The following is a 21,428-nucleotide window of genomic DNA, read 5'->3' on the forward strand; positions in this document are numbered from 1 at the left end:
TGTGCCTGGATGCCGGGTATACCGGCTCAAAAGACAAGGTTGAAAAAAGAGGCTATATCGCGCATATCCGTCCCCGATCTGAGGAAAAACAGGAGCTCTTGCGGAATCCCGATTTTAAAGCCCGGCGCTGGGTAGTAGAGGTTACGCATTCGTTCTTCAACCGTTTCCGCAAATTGCTGGTTCGTTTTGAAAAGAAAGCTGCAAACTACCTTGGTCTTCTGCATTTTGCCTGTGCAATTATTGTCTGGCGTAAATTGATTCGAGTCCATATCTAATTTATGGATAGGCTCTAAATCAAATTTCGCTTTTTCAGGATTTGCTTCGAGGTAAGATCCCCAACCCATTGAACCAGCTGAACCAGGATGATCAGAATATAAACGGCCGCGAACAGCACGTCATGCTGAAAGCGCTGGTAGCCGAACCGTACGGCAATGTCCCCGATGCCGCCCGCGCCGAACATCCCGGCCAAGGCAGTCATAGAGATGACGGCGATCACAGCGACGGTAAAGCCGCGGATGAGGGAGGGGATGGTTTCCGGCAGAAGAATGCGAAAGATGATCTGCGCATTGGTACTGCCGATGGACTTTGCCGCTTCTACCTTGCCTTTGGCAATTTCCAGCAGGCTGCTTTCCACAATGCGGGCGTACATGGGGATGCAGCTGGCGGCAATGGCGATGATACAGGCATTGGTACCGTAGGATTTTCCAAAGAACAGGCGGGCCACCGGGATCATCAGGATGATCATGATCATCTGGGGCAGAGAGCGAAGACAGTTGATCAGCCACCCCGAGCTGGCATACAGCGGCTTTAACGGCACCAGGCCGTCGGGGTTTGTCACGGTCAGCAGAATCCCGAGCAGCAGGCCGCAAAACAGCATGATGGCGGAGGAAAGGGCCACCATGTACAAGGTTTCCAGTACGGAGGAACCCATGCGCTGCCAGATGTCCGGCGCGAAGGAGGCGATGATGACCTCCCATATCGAATGATCCAATAAACTCAAAGAACCACTCCTTTCACTTTAAAATCGGGGCGATCTGTCTTTTAAATTCCCTCGCCGTTTACCAGTTCGCCCGAATGCTGCAGTTCAAAAAATACTTTGGCAAAGAGCTCGCCGGTGCGGCTGTGCGGGTTGCTGAAGATTTCGCTTACCGGGCCGGATTCAATAATCAGTCCATCCTCCAGCACCGCCATGCGTTCGCAGGTGTATTTGATGGCGTCCAGCTCGTGTGTGATCATCAGGATGGTGATGCCGGTGGTCTGATTGATCTTTTTCAGAAGGTCCAGAATCTGAAGCGTGGTCTGCGGGTCGAGGGCAGAGGTCGCCTCGTCGCTGAGCAGAAGATCGGGATTGTTGACCAGAGCCCGCGCGATTCCCACCCGCTGCTTCTGCCCGCCGGAGAGCCCGCCCGGGTAAGCCTCGAGCTTATCCGTCAGCCCGACGAGCTCGGCTGTCCGCAGCACCCTGTCTTTGATTTCCTCTTTCGGCACGCCGCTGATTTCCAGCGGGTAAGAGATGTTCCGGTACACCGTTTTGGCTTCAAACAGGTTGAAGGTCTGAAAAATCATCCCGATTTTTCTCCGCTCTTTGAGCAGGGCCTTTTTGGGCAGGCGCAGAATGTCGACTCCGCCGACCTGAATCCTGCCGCTGTCGGGTGTTTCCAGCCGGTTGATGCATCGCGCCAGCGTGGATTTTCCCGCGCCGCTGAAACCGATGATCCCGAAAATCTCTCCCTTGTTGACAGAAAGATTGATCCCCCTGAGCACCTGCAGCGATGCCCCGTGCGTGATATAGGTTTTGTGCAGATCAGAGATCTGAATATATTCATCCAACATACTGGCATCTTGCAGCTTCGCTGTTCCGGAAGAACATACTGCATTTCTCCTTTTTACTAGAATGATCGGGGCCTCAGTCCGCCTGAATCAGCCGGCTGTGGTCAAAGGGGTCTGTGCTGATTCCCTGAGAAAGCACCTGCCGTGCGTATTCCTTTGCGGAAAACAGCGAATGATCCTTGTAATTGCCGCATTCCTTCGCGGTGGCCGCAGGCACCTCTGTCTGCTCCAGAACTCTTTGCAGAGCGTGATGCAGGGCGAGGGCGATTTCCGAAACCGGGTGTTCCTCCCACACCACCAGATAAAATCCTGTCCGGCAGCCCATGGGGGAAATGTCGATCAGCCCTTCGATCTCTTCCCGCAGAAAAATGGAGAGATAATGCTCCAGCGTGTGCAGCGCCCCCGTAGGGATGGAGTCGGTATTTGGCTGCAAAAAGCGCAGGTCGAATTTCTGAACGGTGGCCCCCTTTCCGTTGTGTTCCACACCGGCCACGCGCACATAAGGCGCCTGTACGATGGTGTGGTCTAATGTAAAGCTTTCTACCTTAGGCATCCGAATCACTCTTTTCATTCAAGTTAAAATAGTGGAGGACAAAAGCCGTATACAGCGCCGCCGAAATGGAGAGAACCCGCTCGTCGATGTCGAACCGCTCATGGTGGTGCGGGTATTCGCCGCCGGAACCCACAAATGTGAAGAAGGCCGGGGCAATCTGCCCGTATGCGCTAAAATCCTCTGTCCCCAACTGGGGGAGAACCCCCTGCACCGCCTCCGGCGACAGAACCTCCTGTACGGCGGAGCGCGCCGTATGGTACAGCTCGGCGGAATTGATCAAAACCGGGGTGGCAAACTCGCATTCTACCTGCGAGGTGACCCGGTGCGCCGCGCTGATTCCGCTCACCACGCGGTGAACTGCTTCTGTGATCTGTGCCCGCGTCTGCTCGCTCGTCACACGCACGGTACCCGAAATTCTGGCGTGATTCGCGATGATATTGTCCCGGGTTCCAGCGCGGAACTGACAAACCGAGATCGTCGCCGCTTCCGTGGGCGGGATTTCACGGGATACAATGTGCTGCAGCGCTTCCACGATCTCCGCGCCCGCGGCAATCACATCAATGGCGTTGTCCGGGTGGCCGGCGTGCCCGCTTTTCCCGAATACGTCGATTTTCAGGGAGTTCGCGCCCGCCATGATGGGCCCTGCCTGCAAGGCAGCCTTACCGACCGGGAGCCCTGCCCTCACGTGAAGCCCGAAAAAAGCCTGCACATCGTCCAGCGTACCCGATGAAATAACCGAGTTCGCGCCCCGGCCCACTTCCTCCGCGGGCTGGAAAATCAGTTTGACCGTGCCGGGCAACTCCTCTCGGCGTCGGAGCAGAAGCTTTGCCGCCGTCAGCAGGGAAGAGGCGTGCGCGTCATGTCCGCAGGCGTGCATCAGCCCCGAGTTTTGGGAGCGGTAGGGAACCTCGTTTTTTTCTTCGATCTCGAGGGCGTCGATGTCCGCGCGAAGGGCAATCACCGGTTTTTCGGATTTCCCGCGGAGGATGCCGACGGTGCCGGTTTCGCCCGCCGTTACAAATGGAATGTCGAGCCGGTCCAGCTCTTCCCGAACGCGGGCAGCGGTTTCGTATTCCCCAAAGCTTGGTTCGGGGTGGCTGTGAAACCATCTTCGCAGCTCGGTTGTTTCGGCTTGGTGTTCGAGCGCTTCCTCATAAAGTGTTTTAGACATGGAATCCGCCTCCTCTGGATTATTTGACCTCAAAGGCGGGAACCGCCGCGTTGGAATACACCTCGGCGATTGCGTCGGCCACCCTCTGGGTATGGTAGGCCTCTACGATTTTCAGGTAGGCCGGGTTATCCTTGTCTGCCGTTCTGGCCGCGATCAGGTTGATAAACGGCTGCTGCTCCGGGTTTTTCAGGTCGATGTCGTCTTTGTAGATCGGGTCCTTCACCGGGTCCAGGCCGGAATCCACGGCGTAGCCGCAGTTGATGATGGCCGCGTCCACGTCTTGCAGGGAGCGGGGAAGCTGAGCGCCGGTGATCTCTACAAATTTGATGTTCTTGGGATTCTCCGTCACGTCCTTGATCAGCGCGTTGTTTCCGGCTTTCTCATCCAGCTTGATCAGGCCGGCGTTTTTCAGAACGTTCAGTGCGCGCCCCTGATTGGTGGGATCATCAGGGATCGCGATCTGCGCGCCGTTCGGCAGCTCCTCCAGCGATTTGTGTTTTTTCGAGAAGAGGTTCAGCGGTACGATCAGGGTGTCGCCGATCGAGGTCAGGTCAAGCTTCAGCTCCTCTTTGTTTTTGTTGAAATACGCGTAATGCTGGAACGCGTTCAAATCGACTTCTCCTTCGGCCAGGGCCTTATTCGGCTCGCCGCCCGTTAAATTGATCGTCTCAATTTTGATGTTTGCGCCTTCGGAATCAAGCTCGGCCTGCACCGCATTCCAGACGCGGGGTTCGTCAGACGTAGTGCCGATTTTCACCGTCACCGGTTTGGACTGAGCGGAAGAAGCCGGGGCGTTGGAGGCAGCGGATGCGCCGGAATTTGCGCCGGTGCCGCTGCACGCGGAAAGGAATACGCTGGCGGCCAGCAGTACGGATAACACGGAACCGATTCGAGAGAGTTGATTTTGTTTTTTCATGGTAGTTCATCCTCCTGATATGAATTTGATCTGTTGATTTTAAAACAGGGAATACCGGGGAGCGTTCAGTGCGTCAGCCATTGTGCCGCACGGTTGCCGACGCTCTGCACGATGTTGACGATCAGCAAAAGCAGCAGCACGGTCACAACGGTGATGTCGTTCATATACCGTGAGTAACCGTATCGGATGGCAAAGTTGCCGATCCCGCCGCCGCCCACACTGCCAGCCATGGCGGAAAGGCCGATCAGGCTGATAAAGCTGGTAACGAGTGACCGCAGAAGCCCCGGCAGACTTTCCTGCAACAGAATGTGAACGATGATATAGGGCCGTGAAATCCCCATGGAACGGGCGGCCTCCATCACTCCCGGGTCTACCTCCAGCAGGGCCTGCTCGGTCATTCGCGTCACAAGGGGAATGATTCCGGCAACCATGGGGACGATCGCACCCCGGACTCCAATGGAGGTTCCAACGAGGAAGCGGGTAAAGGAAACCATCAGTGCAATCAAAATCACGAATGGAATCGAGCGGATGGTGTTCACGATTTTCCCCAGAATGTTGTTGAACAGGTCGTTTTCATATAAGCCGCCTTTGGCGGAAACAACCAGCGAAATTCCAAGCAGCGTCCCGATGGTGATCCCGAAAATCCCCGCAATGCCGACCATCACAAAGGTCTGCCAGATGGAATCGAGTAAATCGCCGAACATTTCGTACACATTTGGGAAGAGTTCAATCAGAAATTCTTTCAAACCACAACCTCCTCCTGGTCATCAGAGGGGAGCTCCTGCAAAATATGGACGCTGACTCCTTCTGTTTTTAAGTACTCCATTGCCGCAAGAATCTTGATTTCATCGCCGCTTATGGCGACAAACAGGCTGCCGATGGGCCGGGACTGCACCAGCTCGATGGAACCGTAAAGAATGCTGACTTCCACCTCAAACCGCTTGATCACGTGAGAGATATACGCGTTATTCGCTTTGGGCCCTACGAACAGCAGGTGCAGCAACTTCCGGTTCGGGAAAGTTCCCAGATTCTGATCGATCTGCCCGATCAGCTTTTCAACATTCCCCTCCCGGAATAACGAGGCCGTGAAACACCTGGTGGTTTTAGTCTGCGGGTGGGAGAACACCTCAAAGGTATCGCCCTGCTCCACGATCAGTCCGTTTTCCATCACGGCGACCTTGTTGCAGATTTCCTGAACCACATGCATTTCGTGGGTGACGATCACGATCGTCAAACCCAGTCGGTGGTTCAGCTCCAGCAGAAGCTGCAAAATCGAATCCGTGGTCTGTGGGTCCAGGGCGGAGGTTGCCTCGTCGCTGAGCAGGATCTGAGGGTCGTTGGCCAGCGCTCTGGCGATCGCGACCCGCTGTTTTTGCCCGCCGCTTAGTTGAGAGGGGTAACAGTCCGCCTTGTCGCTCAGGTTGACCAGCTGCAAAAGCTCTTTTACTTTTTGCTGAATCTCCTGCTTGCTCTTTCGCAGATACCGGAGCGGAAATGCGATGTTCTCAAATACCGTTTTGGAACGAAGCAGATTAAAGTGCTGAAAAATCATCCCGATCTGCTGGCGTGTTTTCTCGAGCTGAGCCTGAGAAGATCCGGTGATGTCGTTTCCGGAGAGCAGCACCTGCCCGCTGTCCGGGTGCTCCAAAAGGTTGATGCAGCGGATCAGCGTGCTTTTTCCCGCCCCGCTGTAACCGATCACCCCGTAAATGTCGGAGCGCTCAACCTTCAAAGAAACTCCTTTCAGGGCCTCAATCTGCCCGGTGGCGTTCTGGTAGCTTTTCTTTACGTTTACGAGTTCAATCAAAAGCATCCTATCCTTTCCGTGCGCTTCTGAAAATAAAAAAGGCAGCCGGGATTTTCTAATCCCGACTGCCCGAAAGCATGCGCAAGAATAGACCTATCCACTGGGGGTATCATATTGACACATGGCACAACAGGGTATACAGAAACTCTGCATCCCCATCAAGGTACAATTCGTTGCGGCGGCTGTGCTTTTTCTGTTTGCCATTGTGTTCACTCCATTCTGCGATTGATATAATACATATTAAGCTTATAAGCATTATATGTATTCGGGTTTTTGTTGTCAATGAAAATACGAAGCGGTTCGGCATCTTTGGGACAACGACCAAATCGACTTTCGATAAAACTTGTCAGCTTAGACAATATTTCATATTTTACATATATGTTAAATGTAAAATATAGATGGATTTTATCTCGTAAAATAAAAAAAGAGGAGAGCACCCGAAATGTGCTTTCCTCTTAAAAGTAGCTTGGATTGAGAATAAATTGATTGAATGCTCAGATATTTCTGATAGGATAAAGCCCGTATTCATTGAATCGGTGGATGCCAAAAGATGCCGCCGCTGCGCCTTCGGGCAGACAGACCTTTATTTGATTCATCTAAATATAGAACATGATGGTATGTTCTCCCTCATTCTTTTCCACCTCTGCGGCAAGGTCAGAGAGCGTGATTTCACTCAGGGTGCCCCGCACGACCTGATCCAACAGATCAAAAGCAGATGCCCTCAGAGCCTTTTCAATATCAGGAGCGCGCTGGGCAACGGTTTCCTGTGTATTTTTGAATAAAGAAAGCTCTACGCAAGCCAGAATATCCAGTGCGGTGATTTGAACGGGCGCCCGCGCAAGCTGATAGCCTCCCTGGGCTCCTTTCACAGAAAAAATGATCCCGGCCTGCTTGAGCATGGAAAAGACCTGCTCCAAATAAATCTTAGAGATCCCCAGGTTTTCCGCAATGCTGGAGACCGTAATATATTCACCACATCGATAATACCGCGCCATATGAATCGCAGCAGCCAAAGCGTAACGGCCCTTTGTGGATATCTTCATAGAATCACCTGTTTCATATAAAAATGATATGTATTATATGTAATAAATGATAAGAGAAAAAACCACATTTGTCAATAGCCAATGCAAGCTGGGTCGTGCAGATTTGTATTCTACAATCGCAGATAACTCCGAATAAAAGCTGAAAATATCTCATTTTTAGGACTGCTCAAATGAATAAAAATAATATGAGTTTAATGGTTGACATTTTCCAAAAATCGCTGTATTATAATAGCAACAAAACATATATAGCATATATGATTAAATGATTTTAGGAGGTCGTCTTATGGCAAAGGTTTTTAAGAATCTGACAGATCTGATCGGAAAAACCCCTCTTTTGGAACTTTCCAATTATGAAAAGAAACACGAGCTGCAGGCAACTGTGATTGGTAAGCTGGAATATTTTAATCCAGCCGGAAGTGTAAAGGACAGAATTGCCAAGGCGATGATCGAAGACGCTGAGGAAAAGGGGCTGCTGAATCCCGAGTCTGTCATCATTGAGCCTACCAGCGGAAACACCGGTATCGGCCTGGCTTCTGTGGCGGCTGCGCACGGCTATCGCATTATTCTGACGATGCCGGAAACCATGAGTGTTGAACGCAGAAATCTGCTGAAGGCATACGGTGCAGAGCTTGTTCTGACCGAAGGCGCAAAGGGAATGTCCGGCGCGATCGCAAGAGCCGAAGAGCTGGCCCAGGAAATTCCCCATTCCTTCATTCCCGGCCAGTTTGTAAACCCCGCGAACCCGGATGTTCACAGAAAAACAACCGGCCCTGAAATTTGGGAAGACACCGACGGCAAGGTAGACATTCTTGTAGCCGGCGTTGGTACGGGCGGAACGCTCACCGGTGCGGGTGAGTTCCTCAAATCGAAGAATCCGAATGTGAAAGTGATCGCCGTAGAGCCCGATGCTTCTCCGGTATTGTCGGAGGGCAAGTCCGGCCCCCACAAGATTCAGGGAATCGGGGCAGGGTTTGTGCCGAAGGTGCTCAACACCTCCATTTATGATGAAATCATCCGCGTGAAGAACGAGGATGCGTTTGCTACCGGCAAAGAGCTTTCCAAAGAAGAGGGTCTTTTGGTGGGGATTTCTTCCGGCGCAGCCATTTGGGCGGCGACAGAGCTGGCCAAACGCCCGGAAAATGCAGGCAAGGTGATCGTTGCCATTTTGCCGGATACCGGAGAGCGGTATCTCTCTACTCCGTTGTTTTCTGAGTAATTCTTTCAAGAGCCGAAAAGGCGTCGCTTACGGCGGCGCCTTTTTTCTGCTGAAAAATGTTTTTTCCAAGGGTTGTGTACCGGACGAAAAAATTGTAATCTTATAGATATCAAAAGATAGAAATGTGGGTTCTTATGAAAATACTAATTACAGCAGGGGGTACCTCCGAGAAAATCGATGAGGTACGGTGCATTACCAATCATTCAACCGGTTCTATGGGAAAGGCCATTGCGCAGGCTTTTTTGTCGATTCCCTCTACGGAAGAGATCATTTATGTCTGCGGGCAAACAGCCGCCGCGCCGGAGGAGGAATCTAAAGTGCGGATCGCGCGCATTGCGGGGGTGGCTGATCTGCAGGATACGCTGACCCAAATTCTGACGTGTGAAAAAATCGATGCAGTGGTACACTGTATGGCGGTCAGCGACTATACGGTTTCCAATGTGACCTCGACCAGTCTGGCGGCAGATCGGGCGGTGCAGGCGCTTTCCGGGGAGGATTTATCGGCGGAAGCTGTGCGGGGCATTCTGCGGCAGGCCCTCAATGAGCAAAATCAGATGGCGGGAAGCGGAAAAATCAGCTCGGATGAGGATGACTTGGTCCTTGTCCTGAAAAGAACTCCGAAGATCATTGATCTTATTAAAAAAGTGCAGCCGCAGACACTTCTTGTTGGGTTTAAGCTTCTCAACCATGTTCCGGTTCAGGAGCTGATTGCGGCGGGGCTTCACCTGATCGAGCGCAGCGGATGTGACTTTGTGCTGGCCAATGACAAGACAGAGGTAACGCAAACCCGGCACCATGGGTACCTGATTTGCCCGGATGGTTCGTACCGGGAATTGGATGGCCGCAGCAACATTGCAAAAACAATTGCGTCCAGCGTCCGCGAAAAGCTTTCAGAACAGGAGGGAATCCGTTGAAGCACGTTTTACTTGGTGTTACAGGGAGCATTGCCGCGTATAAGGCGGCGGAAATCGCCAATATCCTTACAAAGCAGGGATGCGAGGTCGATGTGATCCTGACGAAGAGCGCACAGGAATTCATCACGCCGCTTACCTTTCAGACTCTGACCAAACGAAAAGTATACACGAAGATGTTTGATGAGATTCTTGTGAACGAGGTGGAGCATATTTCTCTTGCAAAGCGCGCGGATGTGTGTGTGGTTGCTCCCGCGACCGCGAATCTGATCGGAAAGCTCGCCTCCGGTATTGCGGACGATATGCTGACGACAGTTCTCACAGCGGTGCGGGGAACACCGGTGATTCTTTGCCCTGCAATGAATACCGCAATGTATGAAAATGAGATCGTTCAGGAAAATATCAGCCGGCTGAAAAAGCACGGTACTCTTTTCATCGAACCGAAGGAAGGGCTTCTCGCCTGCGGCGACCTGGGGCGGGGCGCTCTTGCAGAAGTAGAAACCATTACGGAAACGGTTTTGCGGTATCTGAAAGAAAAGGAAGACTAAGGCGGTTATGGAAAAAATCAGTGTTACACAAATACCGGGATTTCAGATAGGACATGCTCAGAACCTGGAGGCAGCGACCGGCTGTACGGTGGTTATTTGTGAAAAGGGCGCCGTGGCCGGTGTGGATGTGCGCGGCGGTTCCCCCGGTACGCGCGAAACCGACGCACTCGACCCGGTCAATAACAGAAAAGAGGTTCATGCAGTTCTGCTCGCAGGCGGAAGTGCCTTTGGGCTGGACGCGGCCGGAGGTGTGATGCGTTACCTGGAAGAACACCGTATTGGCCGCGATGTAGAGGTAACGTGTGTCCCGAACGTCAGCGGTGCGATTCTGTTTGATCTCAAATGCGGCAATGCCATGGTGCGCCCGGACGCTGAAATGGGGTATCTGGCCTGCCGGAATGCCGGTGTGCTTCCCTTGGAGGAGGGCAGTGTCGGTGCCGGTACAGGCTGCACCGTCGGGAAAACCCTGGGGAAGACCCATGCTATGAAGGGAGGCATAGGAACCTGTGCCTTTCGTCAGGGAGACCTGATGGTTGGCGCGGTAATTGCCGTAAATTGCGTGGGGGATATCTGTGACCGCGAATCCGGAAGGATCCTGGCGGGTGTTTTACAGGACGGACATCCCTTTCCCGGTGGTTCTGAGGAGATCATTGTATCGTCCTATCAGAGTACGGCAGATTTTTTTAGCGGAAACACGGTGATCGGCTGTGTGATTACCAACGCAAAGCTGGAAAAGGCACAGGCTAAAAAACTGGCGTCCGTCAGCCACAATGGAATTGCAAGAGCCGTTCGTCCCGCTCACTCCGTTTTTGACGGCGATACCCTGTTTACCCTGTGTTCGGGTGAAGTAGCGGCCAATTTTGATGCAGTCGGAATTCTGTCCGCCTATGCCGTAGAGCAGGCAATTCTGCAGGCCGTGAAGAAGGCGGCATCTCTCGGCGGGTATCCATCCTATCAGGATGTTTTCGTAAAATCTTACTAACAAAAATGCAAAGCACCCCAACACAAGCTGTTGGGGTGCTTTGCTATGCTCATGCAGCCGCGCCTGCATTTTGGGGACAGCATCTTGCGTCTTTTAACGGGCAATCTCCTTTCCAGCCAATGAAAAATCTCTTTCTCAATGCAAAATAATCCTCGTGAAACAATCTCAACAAATTTTTCATCTAAATAAAACATGCCCCCAATCGCTATTTTGTCTGCGATTGGGGGCGTTTTAGTATGTTGTTTTTCAGGTTTGCCGTCAGCATGGGCAATGCAGGGGTTAAAATGCTTTTGCAAGCGCATAGCCGCATACATACCCGATGATGCCGATAAGCAGGGAACTGAAAATGTAAAGAAAAGCGTTTCGTTCTCTTTTATCAAATAGCTGGAAGCCCTCATACATAAAGGTGGAGAAGGTGGTGTATGCGCCAAGAAAACCGTCTCCCAGCAAAACGTAGGTCTGTGCCGGGAGCTCGGAGCCCGTCAGCACACCAAGCAGGAACGCACCGGTTATGTTGATGATAAAGGTTCCAAGCGGGAATCGAGTGTCGGCCTTCTGCAGAATAAACCGTCCCAATTCAAATCTGCAGAGCCCGCCCAAAAGTCCGCCGATCGCGATCAGAGCAATCTCCAACTAATCCACCTCATTTTCGTTGTAATGGAAAGCAGATTCTTCGTCGCTTTCCTTGTTTTGCAGCAGCCTCACTCCCAGCGCCCGGGCGGCTGTAACTCCTAAATAAACAGCTCCCAGTCCGAGTGCGGCGCTTACGATCAGGTAAGAAATCGCAGAGGTATATTCTCCCTGAAACAGCAGTGTGGAGGCTTCCTTGCACATGGTGGAAAAGGTGGTATACGCTCCCATCAAACCGGTCGTCAGGCCAAGGCGAACGTCGGGATCAAATTTCCGGATTTCAAGGCCGATGGTCAGGATGAAGGCGATCAAAAAAGAGCCTGTGATGTTGATAAACAGTGTGTTGAGCGGAAGAGTTTCGTGATAGCCGGAGATTTGGATCTTTTCGATCAGGTATCTTGCAATAGCGCCGACGATCGATCCGCAGGAAAGGAAAATATATTTTCTCATTCATTGATTCCTTTGTGAAAGACTTTGTTATACCGGAAGATGCTGTCTTCGATCACCGCAATGGCATTTTTTACATCATCGATTTCTTTGATTACGGTTTTCTTTCCCTCGAGTTCTTTGTAAACGGAAAAGAAATGCGACATCTCACTGAAAATGTGCTGCGGCAGTTCCTGAATCGACTGGAATGTATTGTAGTTCGGGTCGCCGCTTGGAACAGCAATGATCTTTTCGTCACGCTCGTTGCCGTCGACCATATGAATCACGCCAATGGGATGGCATGGGATCAGAGACAGTGGTTCAAAGGATTCGTCGCTCAGGATCAGAACATCCAGCGGATCTCCGTCTTCCGCCAGAGTGCGGGGGATAAATCCGTAATTCGCCGGGTAATGTGTGGAAGTATACAGAACGCGATCCAAAATAATCAGTCCAGTTTCTTTGTCGAGTTCATATTTGAGCTTTGAGCCCTTCGGAATCTCAACTACGGCGTGAAACCGTGTGCTTGTAATTCTTTCCGGATGAATGTCATGCCAAATATTCATTAGTATCCTCCTTTTGATAAACAAAAAAAGCCGATGCTTCTGCCAGCGCAGAAGTCATCAGCTAAATAAGCAGTTTCGGCAATGCCGCGGGAGAACTTCATTCCCAGAAAAATTGATAATGTGACAAAATGTATTATAGCATGCTCCAAACGGATTTTCAATAGCGATTTAAAAAAAGTGATTCCTCCCAAATCGGCGCTTTTGGATTGCACAGAAAATCTGTTCAGGATTCGGCTGTAAGGTCACTGATAAAGGCCTGCAGGCTCTTTAAAAGCGGGCCGAGCTTTTCGGGCGTAAGGCCTGCCGTGCAGATCATCTGCTCCGGAATCAAGGCTGCCTTGGCTTTTAAGGCACGCCCGTCTTCTGTCAGGCGAATGCGCACGCTCCGCTCATCGTCGTCGCTGCGGATTCGTTCAATATACGAAAGCGACTCCAGCTTTTTGAGCAGCGGTGTCAAGGTGCCTGAATCAAGTGTCAGGCGATTTCCCAAATCCTTTACGGAAATGTCGTCCTTCTCCCACAGCGCCATCATGGTAATATAGCCGGTGTAGGTCAAATGAAGCGGTTCCAAGAGCGGTTTGTATCTGCGGATGATCTCTTTCGAGCTGACATAAAGGGCGAAACAAAGCTGGTTATCCAGCTTTAAAATTTCATCGGTGTTGTTCATAGAGTTCCCCTCTCTTATCTATCGTACAATTAAATAGTATCAAATTTATTTGAGAAGGTCAAGAAAAACACTTGACGTTTTTAAATTGATTGTGTAAAATTAAATAGCAAACAACTGATAGAAAGGAGCTCATCAAAATGAGTATCTATGATTTTAGTATGCTGGACATGAAAAAACAGCCGGTGCCGCTTTCTCAATATCAAGACAAGGTGCTGCTAATTGTGAATACCGCAACCGGGTGCGGATTTACCCCGCAGTATGAGGGACTGGAAAACTTATATCAAAAGTACCGTGACCGCGGATTCGAGATTCTCGATTTCCCGTGCAATCAGTTCGGCCATCAGGCGCCGGGCAGCGAAGAGGAGATTCAGAGCTTCTGTCAGCTCACTTATCATGTTACCTTTCCTCAGTTCGCGAAAATTGAGGTCAACGGCCCGAACGAGTCCCCGCTGTATACGTATTTAAAATCTCAGCAAAAGGGTGTTCTGGGTTCCAATATCAAATGGAATTTTACAAAGTTTCTGGTAGACAGAAACGGCAATGTGATTTCTCGCTATGCGCCGTCGGACAAACCGGAAAATCTGGAGGCAGATATTCTCGCCCTGCTCTGAAACCGCCTGCGGGCGGATATCATAACTCCTGTTTCACAAATCAAATAGGGTACCGGGTGGCTTCTAGAAACCACCCGGTACCCTTTGTTTGTGTTGATGCAGCCGTTATTCTCTTTGCAGCACAATGGCGATCATATTCAGGTATTTTCCACCCCCGGCTTCCCATGTTCTGCGGTCGCCCCGCGCATATTCGTTGTCGCAGCGGAGCCAGTCTGCCCAAACTTCCTCGTTGCTTTCCATTTCATGAATAGAGAGCACCCTTACGCCTTTGGTCTTGCCGATCCGCTCCGTCCAATACGCAATGTCATGAATGGTGTCAAGCTGCTCCGGCGTCCAGGAGAGCAACAGTTCCGGCGGAAGCTGATCGTGGCAGTCCCGCTTCATACCGGGAATGGCAATATAGACATAGCCGCCGTGTTTTACATATGGGAGCAGGCGTTTTCCCAGATATTCCGGATCGTGCCCAAAGTAGTGGTAGGAGTCTATACTGACAATGGCGTCAAAGAATTCTTCCGCAAAGGGAAGAGTGTTGGCGTCGGCGTGCAGCGGGATGATCTGCTGTGCCGTGAGCCCCATCTGGTCGAAAAAGCGTTTGTTATCGGTCGGATTACTCCATAAGTCCGCCGCAAACACACGGAATCCATACTCCTTTACCAGAAATACGGAGGTAAGGCCCTGCCCGCAGCCCAAATCCATTACCAGATCACCCGGAGCAAGCGAGTGCTGCAGCAGCAATTCCTCCAGCAGCTTGATGGGATTTGGCCCCATTATTTTTTCACGCACAAGCTGTGGGTGATACCGGTTGCTTTTTCTGTATTCCATTTTAGAATCCTCCCTTGCGCTTATCGTTTTGCCGAATGAATTTGCGGCCATTTTTCATTCCGCCGACCGTCTCAAACATGGCATTAAGCTTCTGGGTTTCGATCTGCCGGGAAGAAAGGCCGTCATACCCGGCCTCCCGCCTCAGCTTTCGGTAGTTTTCCAGCCGCCGGAGGGTCAGCTTGCCGGTTTCCAGTGCCTTTAAAACCGCGCAGCCGGGTTCGTTGGTGTGCGTGCAGTCTCGAAAACGGCAATGCTCCGCCAGCGCATCAATTTCCGCAAAGGACCGGGAAAGATCGGCGGATTCCACACCCAGTTCGCGCAGGCCGGGCGTGTCGATGACGATGCCGCCCTGCGGCAGAAGGATCATTTCCCTGCGGGTAGTGGTGTGGCGGCCTTTGTCGTCGCTGCGGGTCTGCGATGTTGCCAGTAAATTCTCCCCGGCAAGGCAGTTGATCAGCGTGGTTTTCCCCACGCCGGAGGACCCGATGAAAGCCGCAGTCCTGTTGGGGCGCAGATAGGGCAGAAGCTTTTCAAAGGAATCCGGGTCGCTGCGGGAGGTTGCAATCACGTCGGTACCCGGTGCTATTTTCATGATTTCGGACAGAACGCCGGGCAGATTTTCGCAAAGATCGGCCTTTGTCAGTACTGCTACCGGGGTGGCCCCGCTGCTCCAGGCGACGGAAAGATAGCGTTCCAAACGGCTGAGATTATAATTGTTGTTTAAGGACATGCAAATAAAAACAATGTCGATATTGGCGGCAATAATCTGGGACTGATGCTCATTGGCCGCTGCGGTGCGTTCAAACACGCTTTTTCGCGGCAGCACCCGATGAATCATGGCGTTCCCGGTGCTGCTTTCAGCGCGGTCCGCCATCACAAAATCGCCAACCGCGGGGAATTGCGACGGATCGGCGGCCTCATACCGGAATTTACCGGAGACTTCGGCAAGGCACTCTCCGCTTTCCGTGGCAATTTTATACTGACCTTTGTATTGAGAGATCACTCTGCAAAGAAAAAGATTTGGGGAAAGAGCGGCTTCGGCCAGAACGGAATCGTCTGCGCCATAGCGTATGATCAAATTCAATTTGTTCCACCTCTTCATAAGTTATCGTTATCAGTGATTCGATGATCAGCGGGGCGGAACACAAATTGCGCAAAAAAAGGGCATAGCTGCTACACTATGCTCCAACAGTTTCAAAAATGTCTGTCAGGACACAGTTCTGCAGAAACGTGATTGCACAGCAAACAAAGCGACCGGTCGTCGCTTATTTTCCCACATGCAATTTGTGTTCCTTACAGAACAATCTCCAAAAAAGACACCTCGTTTTCTATTTTCTTTACTTTAGCACGACAGAGCCGCAATTGTCAACCGGTCGCCCCACGCTGAGGGCCGGCAGCCCAAGATATTTTGTTTTTTTCTGTCTGCCGACTCCTTTTCGTCCAAAGGATTTCTTTACTTTTGCAATGGATTGTGCTATTCTCACGTTAGCAAAAACTAACTATTGGAATAAAATCAGCATATTGGAGGCTCAATGATGAAATTGCTTGTTTATGGTGCGGGCGTCATTGGAAGCTACCTGGCCCACGTGCTGTGCGCGGCCGGGCACGATGTATCCATTCTTGCGCGCGGACGGAGAAAAGAAGAGCTGGAGAAAAACGGCCTTGTGATCCGCCATTATATTCAAAGAAAGACGACACACGATCATCCTCGAGTCATCGAGGGACTGGATTCTTCCGAGCATTACGACGCCGTTTTTGCCGTAATGCAGTACCAGCAGATGCGGGGGATACTGGATGATCTCGCGCGGGCGGACAGCCCGGTGGTGGTTCTGGTCGGCAACAATCTCTCCGCTGCGGAAATGGAGGAGTACATAAAAACGCATACCGCGGTGCCGAAAACAGTTGTATTCGGGTTTCAGGGGACCGGAGGAAGACGCGAAAACGGCGAATCAGTGTGTGTACGGGCCGGTGCCGGGGGACTGGAATGCGGGCTTTTAAATTCTCTGCCCGACCCAAAAACGAAAGAGCTACTCGATCACGTTTTTCAAAACAGCAAATACAAGCTTTTGTATCAGCCGGGGATGCAGGCGTGGTACCAGTGCCACTTGGCGCTAATTTTACCCGTGTGCTACCTGTGCTACGCGCTGGACTGCGATCTGACCAAGGCCTCCCGTGCCCAACTGCGGCAGACGATGGACGCCGCAAGGGAGGGGTACCGGCTGCTTCGGGGGCAGGTGATTCCCATCCTGCCGCAAGGGGATGATCAGTATTTTGAACCCGGGCCGAAACGGGTGGTGATGTTCGCTCTGCTTTGGGTTATGGCAAAAACGGCTTTAGGGCGTCTTGCCGCCAGCGATCACTGCCGGAACGCGGTAACAGAAATGCACGCGCTGGACGATGGATTTGCGCAGGTGCGCAGCCGCACTCCCAATTTCCCGATGCCGCAGTGGGACTCCCTGCGCGCGCAGATGCCTGACTGGGATACGCTGTAAAAAACCAGCCGCCGAAATATCCGGCGGCTGGTTTTTACATGATGTATTTACTGTTTTGGTTTGCTGTTGCCTGCACCAGCTTATTCTTCCAGCGTGAGTCCGTATCCGCCAATCACGCCGCGCAGTTCTTCCACATACGAAAGAGCCTGCTTGCTCAGCTGAATCTGACGGTTGGAAATCCAACCCACCTGAATCTTATCGTCAACAATCAGCGGAACCGAGGTGATGTTGTCGCCGTTCAGGTCGGCGCTGACGATTCCGGTGGAAATGGTGTAGCCGTCCAGGCCGATCATCAGGTTAAAGATTGTTGCGCGGTCGCTGACGTGAATGCTTTTTTTATGAAAAACGGTGCTCAGGATTTCTTCTGAAAAATAAAAGGAGTTGTAGTCGCCCTGTTCAAACGAAAGATAGGGATATTCCTCCAAATCCTCCAGCGTAACGGATTTGCGCTTTGCCAAAGGATTGCTGGAGCTGATAAAAATATGCGGCTCTGCCGTGAACAGCGGGTGAAATTCCAGATGATTTTCTTTGAGCAGCTTGTCGATCACCTTTTGATTAAACGGGTTGCGGTATAGAATCCCGAGCTCACTGCGCAGTGTTTTTACATCCTCAATGATCTCGTAGGTTCTGGTTTCGCGCAGCGTGAATTCGTATTCATCGGCTCCGCTTTTCTGGATCATATTGACGAACGCGTTGACCGCAAAGGCGTAGTGCTGGGTAGAAATCGAGCACAGCTGACGCGAAGGCTTTTTATTCAGATACCGCTGCTCAAGCAGGCTGGCCTGCTCGACGACCTGACGCGCATAGCCGAGAAACTCTGCGCCGTCGGAGGTAAGCGTGATTCCCTTGGGCGTGCGCAGGAAAAGCTCAATCCCCATTTCAGATTCCAGCTCCTTTACGGCGCTGGAAAGGCTTGGCTGGGTGATATACAGCTTTTTTGCCGCTTCGTTGATGGAACCGCTGTTTACAATTTCAATAATGTATTTCAGCTGCTGCAGCGTCATAATACATTCCTCCACACGACGTGATTTCTGAGTAAGCCCCAGGCGTTTTGTTTGCAGACAATCTGCCTGGAAGCGGGTATTTCATCCCTGACGAAAACAGGGATGAAATGAATGGTATTTTTATTATACCCCATGATGGGGAAGAGGGCAACGCCGGAATCCGGGGAACGCAAAAAATCCCCTCAGGCAGCGTAAGCCGCCAAAGGGGATCAAGCGATTCATTACTTCTGCTTCTGCATGCTCTCTGCAATGTTGCGCGCAACCACTACGCCGGTCACGGAGGCCTGCATCAGGCCGCGGGTAATGCCCGCGCCGTCGCCGATGGCGTACAGATTTTCCACAGACGTTTCGAATGTGTTTTTGACCTTGACCTTCGAGGAATAGAATTTCACCTCAACGCCATACAGCAGCGTGTTTTTGGAATACAGACCGGGGGCGATTTTGTCAAATGCGCGCAGGCCTTCCACCACGCTGGTCAGGTGGCGGTGGGGAAGAACGAACGACAGGTCGCCCGGCACCGCGTTTTTCAGGGTGGGCACTGTCGTCGAGCGCTTCAGGCGGGAAACGTCGGTGCGGCGGCCCATCAGAAGATCGCCCAGTCGCTGTACCATAATGCCGCCGCCGGTCAGCATGTTGCCAAGCTGTGCAATATAGCGGCCGTATTCAATGGGCTGATGGAACGGCTCGGTAAAGTTGGTCGAAACCAACAGCGCAAAGTTGGTATTGTCCGTGCGGCGTCCCTCGTCTGCGTAGCTGTGGCCGTTGACCACCGCGATTCCGTTTCCGCCGACGCCGCCCTCGTAATGCTCCTCGCTTACGATTCCGCCCGGGTTCATGCAGAAGGTGCGCACCTTGCTCTCAAAGGTATCGGAATAATATACGAGCTTTGCTTCGTACAGGTGAGTGGTCAGCGGGTCCATCACCGCGTTCGGCACCTCGACGCGCACACCGATGTCTACCGCGTTGTTTGTGGTGGAGATCCCATTCTCCGCCGCAACACGGGTCAGCCAGTCCGCACCGCCGCGGCCGGGGGCCAGAACAATGTACGGCGCCGTCAGACACTTGCGCTCGCCCTGCTTATTGATTGTCCACACGCCGGTGGCCTTGCCGTTTTCATTCTGAATCGTTTCGGCGGTCGTGTATTCCAGGAACGTGAAATTCTCTTTCGCGTTCAGGTAATCATACATGCGGCTGAGCACCTCATAGGAATACTCGGTTCCCATATGGCGAACGGGACAGGGCACCAGCTGAACGTTATGCTTTTTCGCTTCATATGCGATCTTATCTGCGAATTTGTCGCTCAGGCCGTATACGGTTTCCGGTGCACCGAAGCCCAGGTAGATTCCGTCTGCGTAATGGATCAGGTCGGTTACTTCCTCGCGCGGCAGGTAATCGGTCACATTGCCGCCCACTTCGTAAGAAAGCGAAAGCTTGCCGTCGGAAAAGGCGCCGGCTCCGGCCCATCCGTTCATAATATGGCAGGGGTTGCAGTGGGCGCAGATTCCTCTGGTTCTGGCAGGACAGGCCCGGCGCGCAATGGTGCTGCCGCTGTCGATCATCAGAACTTTTGCCTGCGGAGCGGTTTTTTCCAGTTCCAGTGCCGCAAAAATGCCTGCAGGGCCGGCCCCCACGATAATTACGTCGTACTCAAACATGAATTGACCTCCTGAAATTTAAATAAACACAACAAAACAAACCTGCAGGAAAGCTCCGGCAGGCTTACATGGGGCGCTGATACCCAAGGTATTTTTACTGGGTTTACAGATAAAATACGATGGAAAGAACAGAGCCGGCGATCAGTACTGCACAGATCAGCGCAACGATTCGCACCCAAAGAGTCTGGCTGCTTGCGTTTGTCTTTTTGTGCTTCAACTGCGGCATACGTTCTCCCTCCATTCATAACCTTTTGTATTATACCTAAAAAAATCAGGATATATGTTACCGAGCTGTAAACAAATGATAAGAAATCGCAAAATGGTTCATAAGGCTCTCATGCTTGACAAGCGATTCTATTTGCAATAGAATGGTTTCTGTCAACATGGTAGGTGAAGAACAGGAGAAGGATATGGCAAGAAAAGAGGATAATCGCAGCAGCCGCGGCGCAAACCGCAGGCCGGGCGGAGAGATAGACCGCTATAATTATGTAGACCGCGACATCTACAGCAACAGCGACCGCGATGTATACAGCTCTGCCGGTTCGGCAAGAAAATCATCCCCAAAACGCCGCCCGCCTAAGAAAAAAAAGGGCAAAAAAGTCGGGGCCATTGTTTTAGCTGTGGTTCTTCTGCTGTGTGCAGGCATCTACGTATACGCATCCTCTCTGCTGTCGCAGATCAACCGCGACAATACGGATGCCAACAGCTACGTGCAGCAGCCTTCCGACGCGCCGCAGTGGGATGTGTTGTCGGACAAGCAGGTGACGAATATTCTGCTGATCGGTACCGACCGTGTGCAGGACGGCATACAGCGCTCTGATACCATGATGCTGGTTTCGATCGACAATAAGAATAAAAAAGTGAAGCTCACTTCCTTTTTGCGCGATTTGTATGTAGAGATTCCCACCATCGGCAAAAATAAGCTCAACGCATCCTACAGCAACGGCGGTGCCGCGCTGACGATGCAGACGATTGAAAATAACTTCCGTATCAATATCGATAAATTCGTTTCCATCGATGTCGACAGCTTTGCCGAGATCATCGATAAGATGGGCGGAATCGAGGTCAATATCAGTCAGGCTGAGGCTGACGAGATGAACCGCGTGATGGATGCCCAAATGAGCGCGGGTACAAATCATATGCGCGGTACGCTGGCGCTGTATTATTCCAGAATCCGGCGTATCGACAGCGACTTTGGGCGCACAGGCCGCCAGCGCCAGGTAATCAGCTGCATGGTGGACAAGCTCAAATCAAAGAACCCCATCGAGCTTTCGTCTTTGCTGCACGATTATATGGGGTATGTGACGACGAATCTGTCCGACGGTGAAATGCTCAGTCTGGCCGCGAGTGCGGTGGGCATTATGGGCTACCCGATGGAAACGCTGCATATGCCCGAAACCGGCATGTATGAGGACAAACGGGTTTCCGGCATCGGCGATGTGCTGAATCCCGATCTGGAGGCAAACAGCAAGGCGCTGCGCGAATTTATTTACGGCACAGATACACAGCAATAAAGGCAGAAAAACCCGTTCCGCTTTTGACGGAACGGGTTTTTTAGATAGATGTAAAAATGCGGCGGGA

Annotated in this window: 25 protein-coding genes and 1 riboswitch; of the genes, 8 read left to right on the top strand and 17 right to left on the bottom strand. The window is 51.8% G+C overall.

The window, feature by feature from the left end; genetic code table 11:
- Positions 1-275, top strand: a 275-nt coding sequence (locus HMPREF1141_RS03125) for a transposase (protein ID WP_009060949.1), incomplete at its 5' end; no start/stop codon positions are given.
- A gap of 14 nt (positions 276-289) precedes the next feature.
- Here the strand turns inward: HMPREF1141_RS03125 and HMPREF1141_RS03130 are convergent.
- The 8 genes from HMPREF1141_RS03130 to HMPREF1141_RS03165 form a co-directional block, all read right to left on the bottom strand.
- A complete protein-coding gene (locus HMPREF1141_RS03130) occupies positions 290-1,000 on the bottom strand; it encodes a methionine ABC transporter permease (RefSeq protein WP_009060955.1) in 711 nt (236 codons plus the stop codon).
- A gap of 41 nt (positions 1,001-1,041) precedes the next feature.
- Entirely contained in the window at positions 1,042-1,833 is a 792-nt protein-coding gene (locus tag HMPREF1141_RS03135; RefSeq protein ID WP_009060937.1) for a methionine ABC transporter ATP-binding protein, read from the bottom strand.
- A 73-nt stretch (positions 1,834-1,906) separates the two neighbouring features.
- Positions 1,907-2,383 carry an S-ribosylhomocysteine lyase gene (locus HMPREF1141_RS03140; protein WP_009060984.1) on the bottom strand — a complete coding sequence of 159 codons (477 nt, stop codon included), beginning with the start codon at positions 2,381-2,383 and terminating at the stop codon, positions 1,907-1,909.
- Entirely contained in the window at positions 2,376-3,554 is a 1,179-nt protein-coding gene (locus HMPREF1141_RS03145) for a M20 family metallopeptidase (protein WP_009060961.1), read from the bottom strand. Before HMPREF1141_RS03145 ends, HMPREF1141_RS03140 begins: the two co-directional genes overlap by 8 nt.
- A 19-nt stretch (positions 3,555-3,573) precedes the next feature.
- Positions 3,574-4,470 carry a MetQ/NlpA family ABC transporter substrate-binding protein gene (locus HMPREF1141_RS03150; protein ID WP_009060956.1) on the bottom strand — a complete coding sequence of 299 codons (897 nt, stop codon included), beginning with the start codon at positions 4,468-4,470 and terminating at the stop codon, positions 3,574-3,576.
- Positions 4,471-4,535: 65 nt separating this feature from the next.
- Positions 4,536-5,216 (bottom strand): methionine ABC transporter permease, encoded by a 681-nt coding sequence (locus tag HMPREF1141_RS03155; protein ID WP_009060962.1) that lies wholly within the window; start codon positions 5,214-5,216, stop codon positions 4,536-4,538.
- Positions 5,213-6,277 carry an ATP-binding cassette domain-containing protein gene (locus HMPREF1141_RS03160; RefSeq protein ID WP_242824551.1) on the bottom strand — a complete coding sequence of 355 codons (1,065 nt, stop codon included), beginning with the start codon at positions 6,275-6,277 and terminating at the stop codon, positions 5,213-5,215. The genes HMPREF1141_RS03155 and HMPREF1141_RS03160 overlap by 4 nt, the downstream gene beginning before the upstream one ends.
- A 596-nt stretch (positions 6,278-6,873) precedes the next feature.
- Positions 6,874-7,320, bottom strand: coding sequence for an Rrf2 family transcriptional regulator (locus HMPREF1141_RS03165; protein WP_009060957.1), 447 nt, complete (start codon positions 7,318-7,320; stop codon positions 6,874-6,876).
- Positions 7,321-7,603: 283 nt separating this feature from the next.
- Here HMPREF1141_RS03165 and cysK point away from each other — a divergent pair, with 283 nt between their 5' ends.
- The 4 genes from cysK (at position 7,604) to HMPREF1141_RS03185 (ending at position 10,977) form a co-directional block, all read left to right on the top strand.
- Entirely contained in the window at positions 7,604-8,536 is a 933-nt protein-coding gene (cysK, locus tag HMPREF1141_RS03170; protein WP_009060974.1) for a cysteine synthase A, read from the top strand.
- Positions 8,537-8,670: 134 nt separating this feature from the next.
- Positions 8,671-9,450, top strand: a complete 780-nt coding sequence (locus HMPREF1141_RS03175) for a phosphopantothenoylcysteine decarboxylase (protein WP_009060966.1) — start codon at positions 8,671-8,673, stop codon at positions 9,448-9,450.
- Positions 9,447-9,995: a bifunctional phosphopantothenoylcysteine decarboxylase/phosphopantothenate--cysteine ligase CoaBC gene (gene coaBC / locus HMPREF1141_RS03180; RefSeq protein WP_009060960.1), complete on the top strand. Its 549-nt coding sequence runs from the start codon at positions 9,447-9,449 to the stop codon at positions 9,993-9,995. The genes HMPREF1141_RS03175 and coaBC overlap by 4 nt, the downstream gene beginning before the upstream one ends.
- Positions 9,996-10,002: 7 nt before the next feature.
- A complete protein-coding gene (locus HMPREF1141_RS03185; RefSeq protein ID WP_009060951.1) occupies positions 10,003-10,977 on the top strand; it encodes a P1 family peptidase in 975 nt (324 codons plus the stop codon).
- A 279-nt stretch (positions 10,978-11,256) separates the two neighbouring features.
- On the opposite strand, the gene crcB (HMPREF1141_RS03190) is transcribed toward HMPREF1141_RS03185, so the two are convergent.
- The 4 genes from crcB (HMPREF1141_RS03190) to HMPREF1141_RS03205 all read right to left on the bottom strand — a co-directional run bounded on the left by crcB (HMPREF1141_RS03190) (position 11,257) and on the right by HMPREF1141_RS03205 (position 13,263).
- The gene (gene crcB, locus HMPREF1141_RS03190; protein WP_009060982.1) at positions 11,257-11,610 is read right to left on the bottom strand and encodes a fluoride efflux transporter CrcB; all 354 of its coding nucleotides are present in this window, start codon (positions 11,608-11,610) and stop codon (positions 11,257-11,259) included.
- Positions 11,611-12,057, bottom strand: coding sequence for a fluoride efflux transporter CrcB (crcB, locus tag HMPREF1141_RS03195; RefSeq protein ID WP_009060964.1), 447 nt, complete (start codon positions 12,055-12,057; stop codon positions 11,611-11,613). It lies immediately after the preceding gene.
- Complete coding sequence (locus tag HMPREF1141_RS03200; RefSeq protein ID WP_009060946.1) at positions 12,054-12,596, bottom strand: inorganic diphosphatase; 543 nt, start codon at positions 12,594-12,596, stop codon at positions 12,054-12,056. The genes crcB (HMPREF1141_RS03195) and HMPREF1141_RS03200 overlap by 4 nt, the downstream gene beginning before the upstream one ends.
- 41 nt (positions 12,597-12,637) lie before the next feature.
- Positions 12,638-12,710, bottom strand: a riboswitch (Fluoride riboswitch).
- Positions 12,711-12,819: 109 nt separating this feature from the next.
- Positions 12,820-13,263 (bottom strand): MarR family transcriptional regulator, encoded by a 444-nt coding sequence (locus HMPREF1141_RS03205; protein WP_009060980.1) that lies wholly within the window; start codon positions 13,261-13,263, stop codon positions 12,820-12,822.
- Positions 13,264-13,400: 137 nt separating this feature from the next.
- On the opposite strand from HMPREF1141_RS03205, the gene HMPREF1141_RS03210 reads away from it, so the two are divergent.
- The gene (locus tag HMPREF1141_RS03210; RefSeq protein WP_009060987.1) at positions 13,401-13,874 is read left to right on the top strand and encodes a glutathione peroxidase; all 474 of its coding nucleotides are present in this window, start codon (positions 13,401-13,403) and stop codon (positions 13,872-13,874) included.
- 105 nt (positions 13,875-13,979) lie between these two features.
- On the opposite strand, the gene HMPREF1141_RS03215 is transcribed toward HMPREF1141_RS03210, so the two are convergent.
- Together HMPREF1141_RS03215 and rsgA are read right to left on the bottom strand one after the other, a co-directional pair.
- Positions 13,980-14,696: a methyltransferase domain-containing protein gene (locus HMPREF1141_RS03215; RefSeq protein WP_009060958.1), complete on the bottom strand. Its 717-nt coding sequence runs from the start codon at positions 14,694-14,696 to the stop codon at positions 13,980-13,982.
- Between the two features lies 1 nt (position 14,697).
- Positions 14,698-15,780 carry a ribosome small subunit-dependent GTPase A gene (rsgA, locus tag HMPREF1141_RS03220; protein WP_009060935.1) on the bottom strand — a complete coding sequence of 361 codons (1,083 nt, stop codon included), beginning with the start codon at positions 15,778-15,780 and terminating at the stop codon, positions 14,698-14,700.
- A 448-nt stretch (positions 15,781-16,228) separates the two neighbouring features.
- Between rsgA and HMPREF1141_RS03225 the strand changes: the two genes are divergently transcribed.
- On the top strand, positions 16,229-17,188 hold the full coding sequence (locus HMPREF1141_RS03225) for a 2-dehydropantoate 2-reductase N-terminal domain-containing protein (RefSeq protein WP_009060959.1): 960 nt from the start codon (positions 16,229-16,231) through the stop codon (positions 17,186-17,188).
- A gap of 80 nt (positions 17,189-17,268) precedes the next feature.
- Here the strand turns inward: HMPREF1141_RS03225 and HMPREF1141_RS03230 are convergent, their stop codons facing one another.
- The 3 genes from HMPREF1141_RS03230 to HMPREF1141_RS17760 form a co-directional block, all read right to left on the bottom strand.
- Positions 17,269-18,192: a LysR family transcriptional regulator gene (locus HMPREF1141_RS03230; RefSeq protein ID WP_009060968.1), complete on the bottom strand. Its 924-nt coding sequence runs from the start codon at positions 18,190-18,192 to the stop codon at positions 17,269-17,271.
- A gap of 221 nt (positions 18,193-18,413) precedes the next feature.
- Positions 18,414-19,847 carry an FAD-dependent protein gene (locus tag HMPREF1141_RS03235; protein WP_009060972.1) on the bottom strand — a complete coding sequence of 478 codons (1,434 nt, stop codon included), beginning with the start codon at positions 19,845-19,847 and terminating at the stop codon, positions 18,414-18,416.
- Between the two features lie 103 nt (positions 19,848-19,950).
- Positions 19,951-20,073 carry a hypothetical protein gene (locus tag HMPREF1141_RS17760; protein ID WP_009060941.1) on the bottom strand — a complete coding sequence of 41 codons (123 nt, stop codon included), beginning with the start codon at positions 20,071-20,073 and terminating at the stop codon, positions 19,951-19,953.
- A 184-nt stretch (positions 20,074-20,257) separates the two neighbouring features.
- Here HMPREF1141_RS17760 and HMPREF1141_RS03240 point away from each other — a divergent pair, with 184 nt between their 5' ends.
- Positions 20,258-21,361, top strand: a complete 1,104-nt coding sequence (locus HMPREF1141_RS03240; protein ID WP_035316492.1) for an LCP family protein — start codon at positions 20,258-20,260, stop codon at positions 21,359-21,361.
- Positions 21,362-21,428 lie beyond the last annotated feature (67 nt).

It is taken from the genome of Clostridium sp. MSTE9 (assembly GCF_000277625.1).
GTDB lineage: Bacteria > Bacillota > Clostridia > Oscillospirales > Acutalibacteraceae > Faecalispora > Faecalispora jeddahensis.

Bases quoted from the DNA above. Each gene is read 5' to 3' on its own strand.
- HMPREF1141_RS03135 (WP_009060937.1), bottom strand. From the start codon at position 1,833: ATGTTGGATGAATATATTCAGATCTCTGATCTGCACAAAACCTATATC.
- HMPREF1141_RS03140 (WP_009060984.1), bottom strand. From the start codon at position 2,383: ATGCCTAAGGTAGAAAGCTTTACATTAGACCACACCATCGTACAGGCG.
- HMPREF1141_RS03145 (WP_009060961.1), bottom strand. From the start codon at position 3,554: ATGTCTAAAACACTTTATGAGGAAGCGCTCGAACACCAAGCCGAAACA.
- HMPREF1141_RS03150 (WP_009060956.1), bottom strand. From the start codon at position 4,470: ATGAAAAAACAAAATCAACTCTCTCGAATCGGTTCCGTGTTATCCGTA.
- HMPREF1141_RS03165 (WP_009060957.1), bottom strand. From the start codon at position 7,320: ATGAAGATATCCACAAAGGGCCGTTACGCTTTGGCTGCTGCGATTCAT.
- cysK (WP_009060974.1), top strand. From the start codon at position 7,604: ATGGCAAAGGTTTTTAAGAATCTGACAGATCTGATCGGAAAAACCCCT.
- HMPREF1141_RS03175 (WP_009060966.1), top strand. From the start codon at position 8,671: ATGAAAATACTAATTACAGCAGGGGGTACCTCCGAGAAAATCGATGAG.
- HMPREF1141_RS03185 (WP_009060951.1), top strand. From the start codon at position 10,003: ATGGAAAAAATCAGTGTTACACAAATACCGGGATTTCAGATAGGACAT.
- crcB (WP_009060964.1), bottom strand. From the start codon at position 12,057: ATGAGAAAATATATTTTCCTTTCCTGCGGATCGATCGTCGGCGCTATT.
- HMPREF1141_RS03200 (WP_009060946.1), bottom strand. From the start codon at position 12,596: ATGAATATTTGGCATGACATTCATCCGGAAAGAATTACAAGCACACGG.
- HMPREF1141_RS03205 (WP_009060980.1), bottom strand. From the start codon at position 13,263: ATGAACAACACCGATGAAATTTTAAAGCTGGATAACCAGCTTTGTTTC.
- HMPREF1141_RS03210 (WP_009060987.1), top strand. From the start codon at position 13,401: ATGAGTATCTATGATTTTAGTATGCTGGACATGAAAAAACAGCCGGTG.
- HMPREF1141_RS03215 (WP_009060958.1), bottom strand. From the start codon at position 14,696: ATGGAATACAGAAAAAGCAACCGGTATCACCCACAGCTTGTGCGTGAA.
- HMPREF1141_RS03225 (WP_009060959.1), top strand. From the start codon at position 16,229: ATGATGAAATTGCTTGTTTATGGTGCGGGCGTCATTGGAAGCTACCTG.
- HMPREF1141_RS03230 (WP_009060968.1), bottom strand. From the start codon at position 18,192: ATGACGCTGCAGCAGCTGAAATACATTATTGAAATTGTAAACAGCGGT.
- HMPREF1141_RS03235 (WP_009060972.1), bottom strand. From the start codon at position 19,847: ATGTTTGAGTACGACGTAATTATCGTGGGGGCCGGCCCTGCAGGCATT.
- HMPREF1141_RS17760 (WP_009060941.1), bottom strand. From the start codon at position 20,073: ATGCCGCAGTTGAAGCACAAAAAGACAAACGCAAGCAGCCAGACTCTT.
- HMPREF1141_RS03240 (WP_035316492.1), top strand. From the start codon at position 20,258: ATGGCAAGAAAAGAGGATAATCGCAGCAGCCGCGGCGCAAACCGCAGG.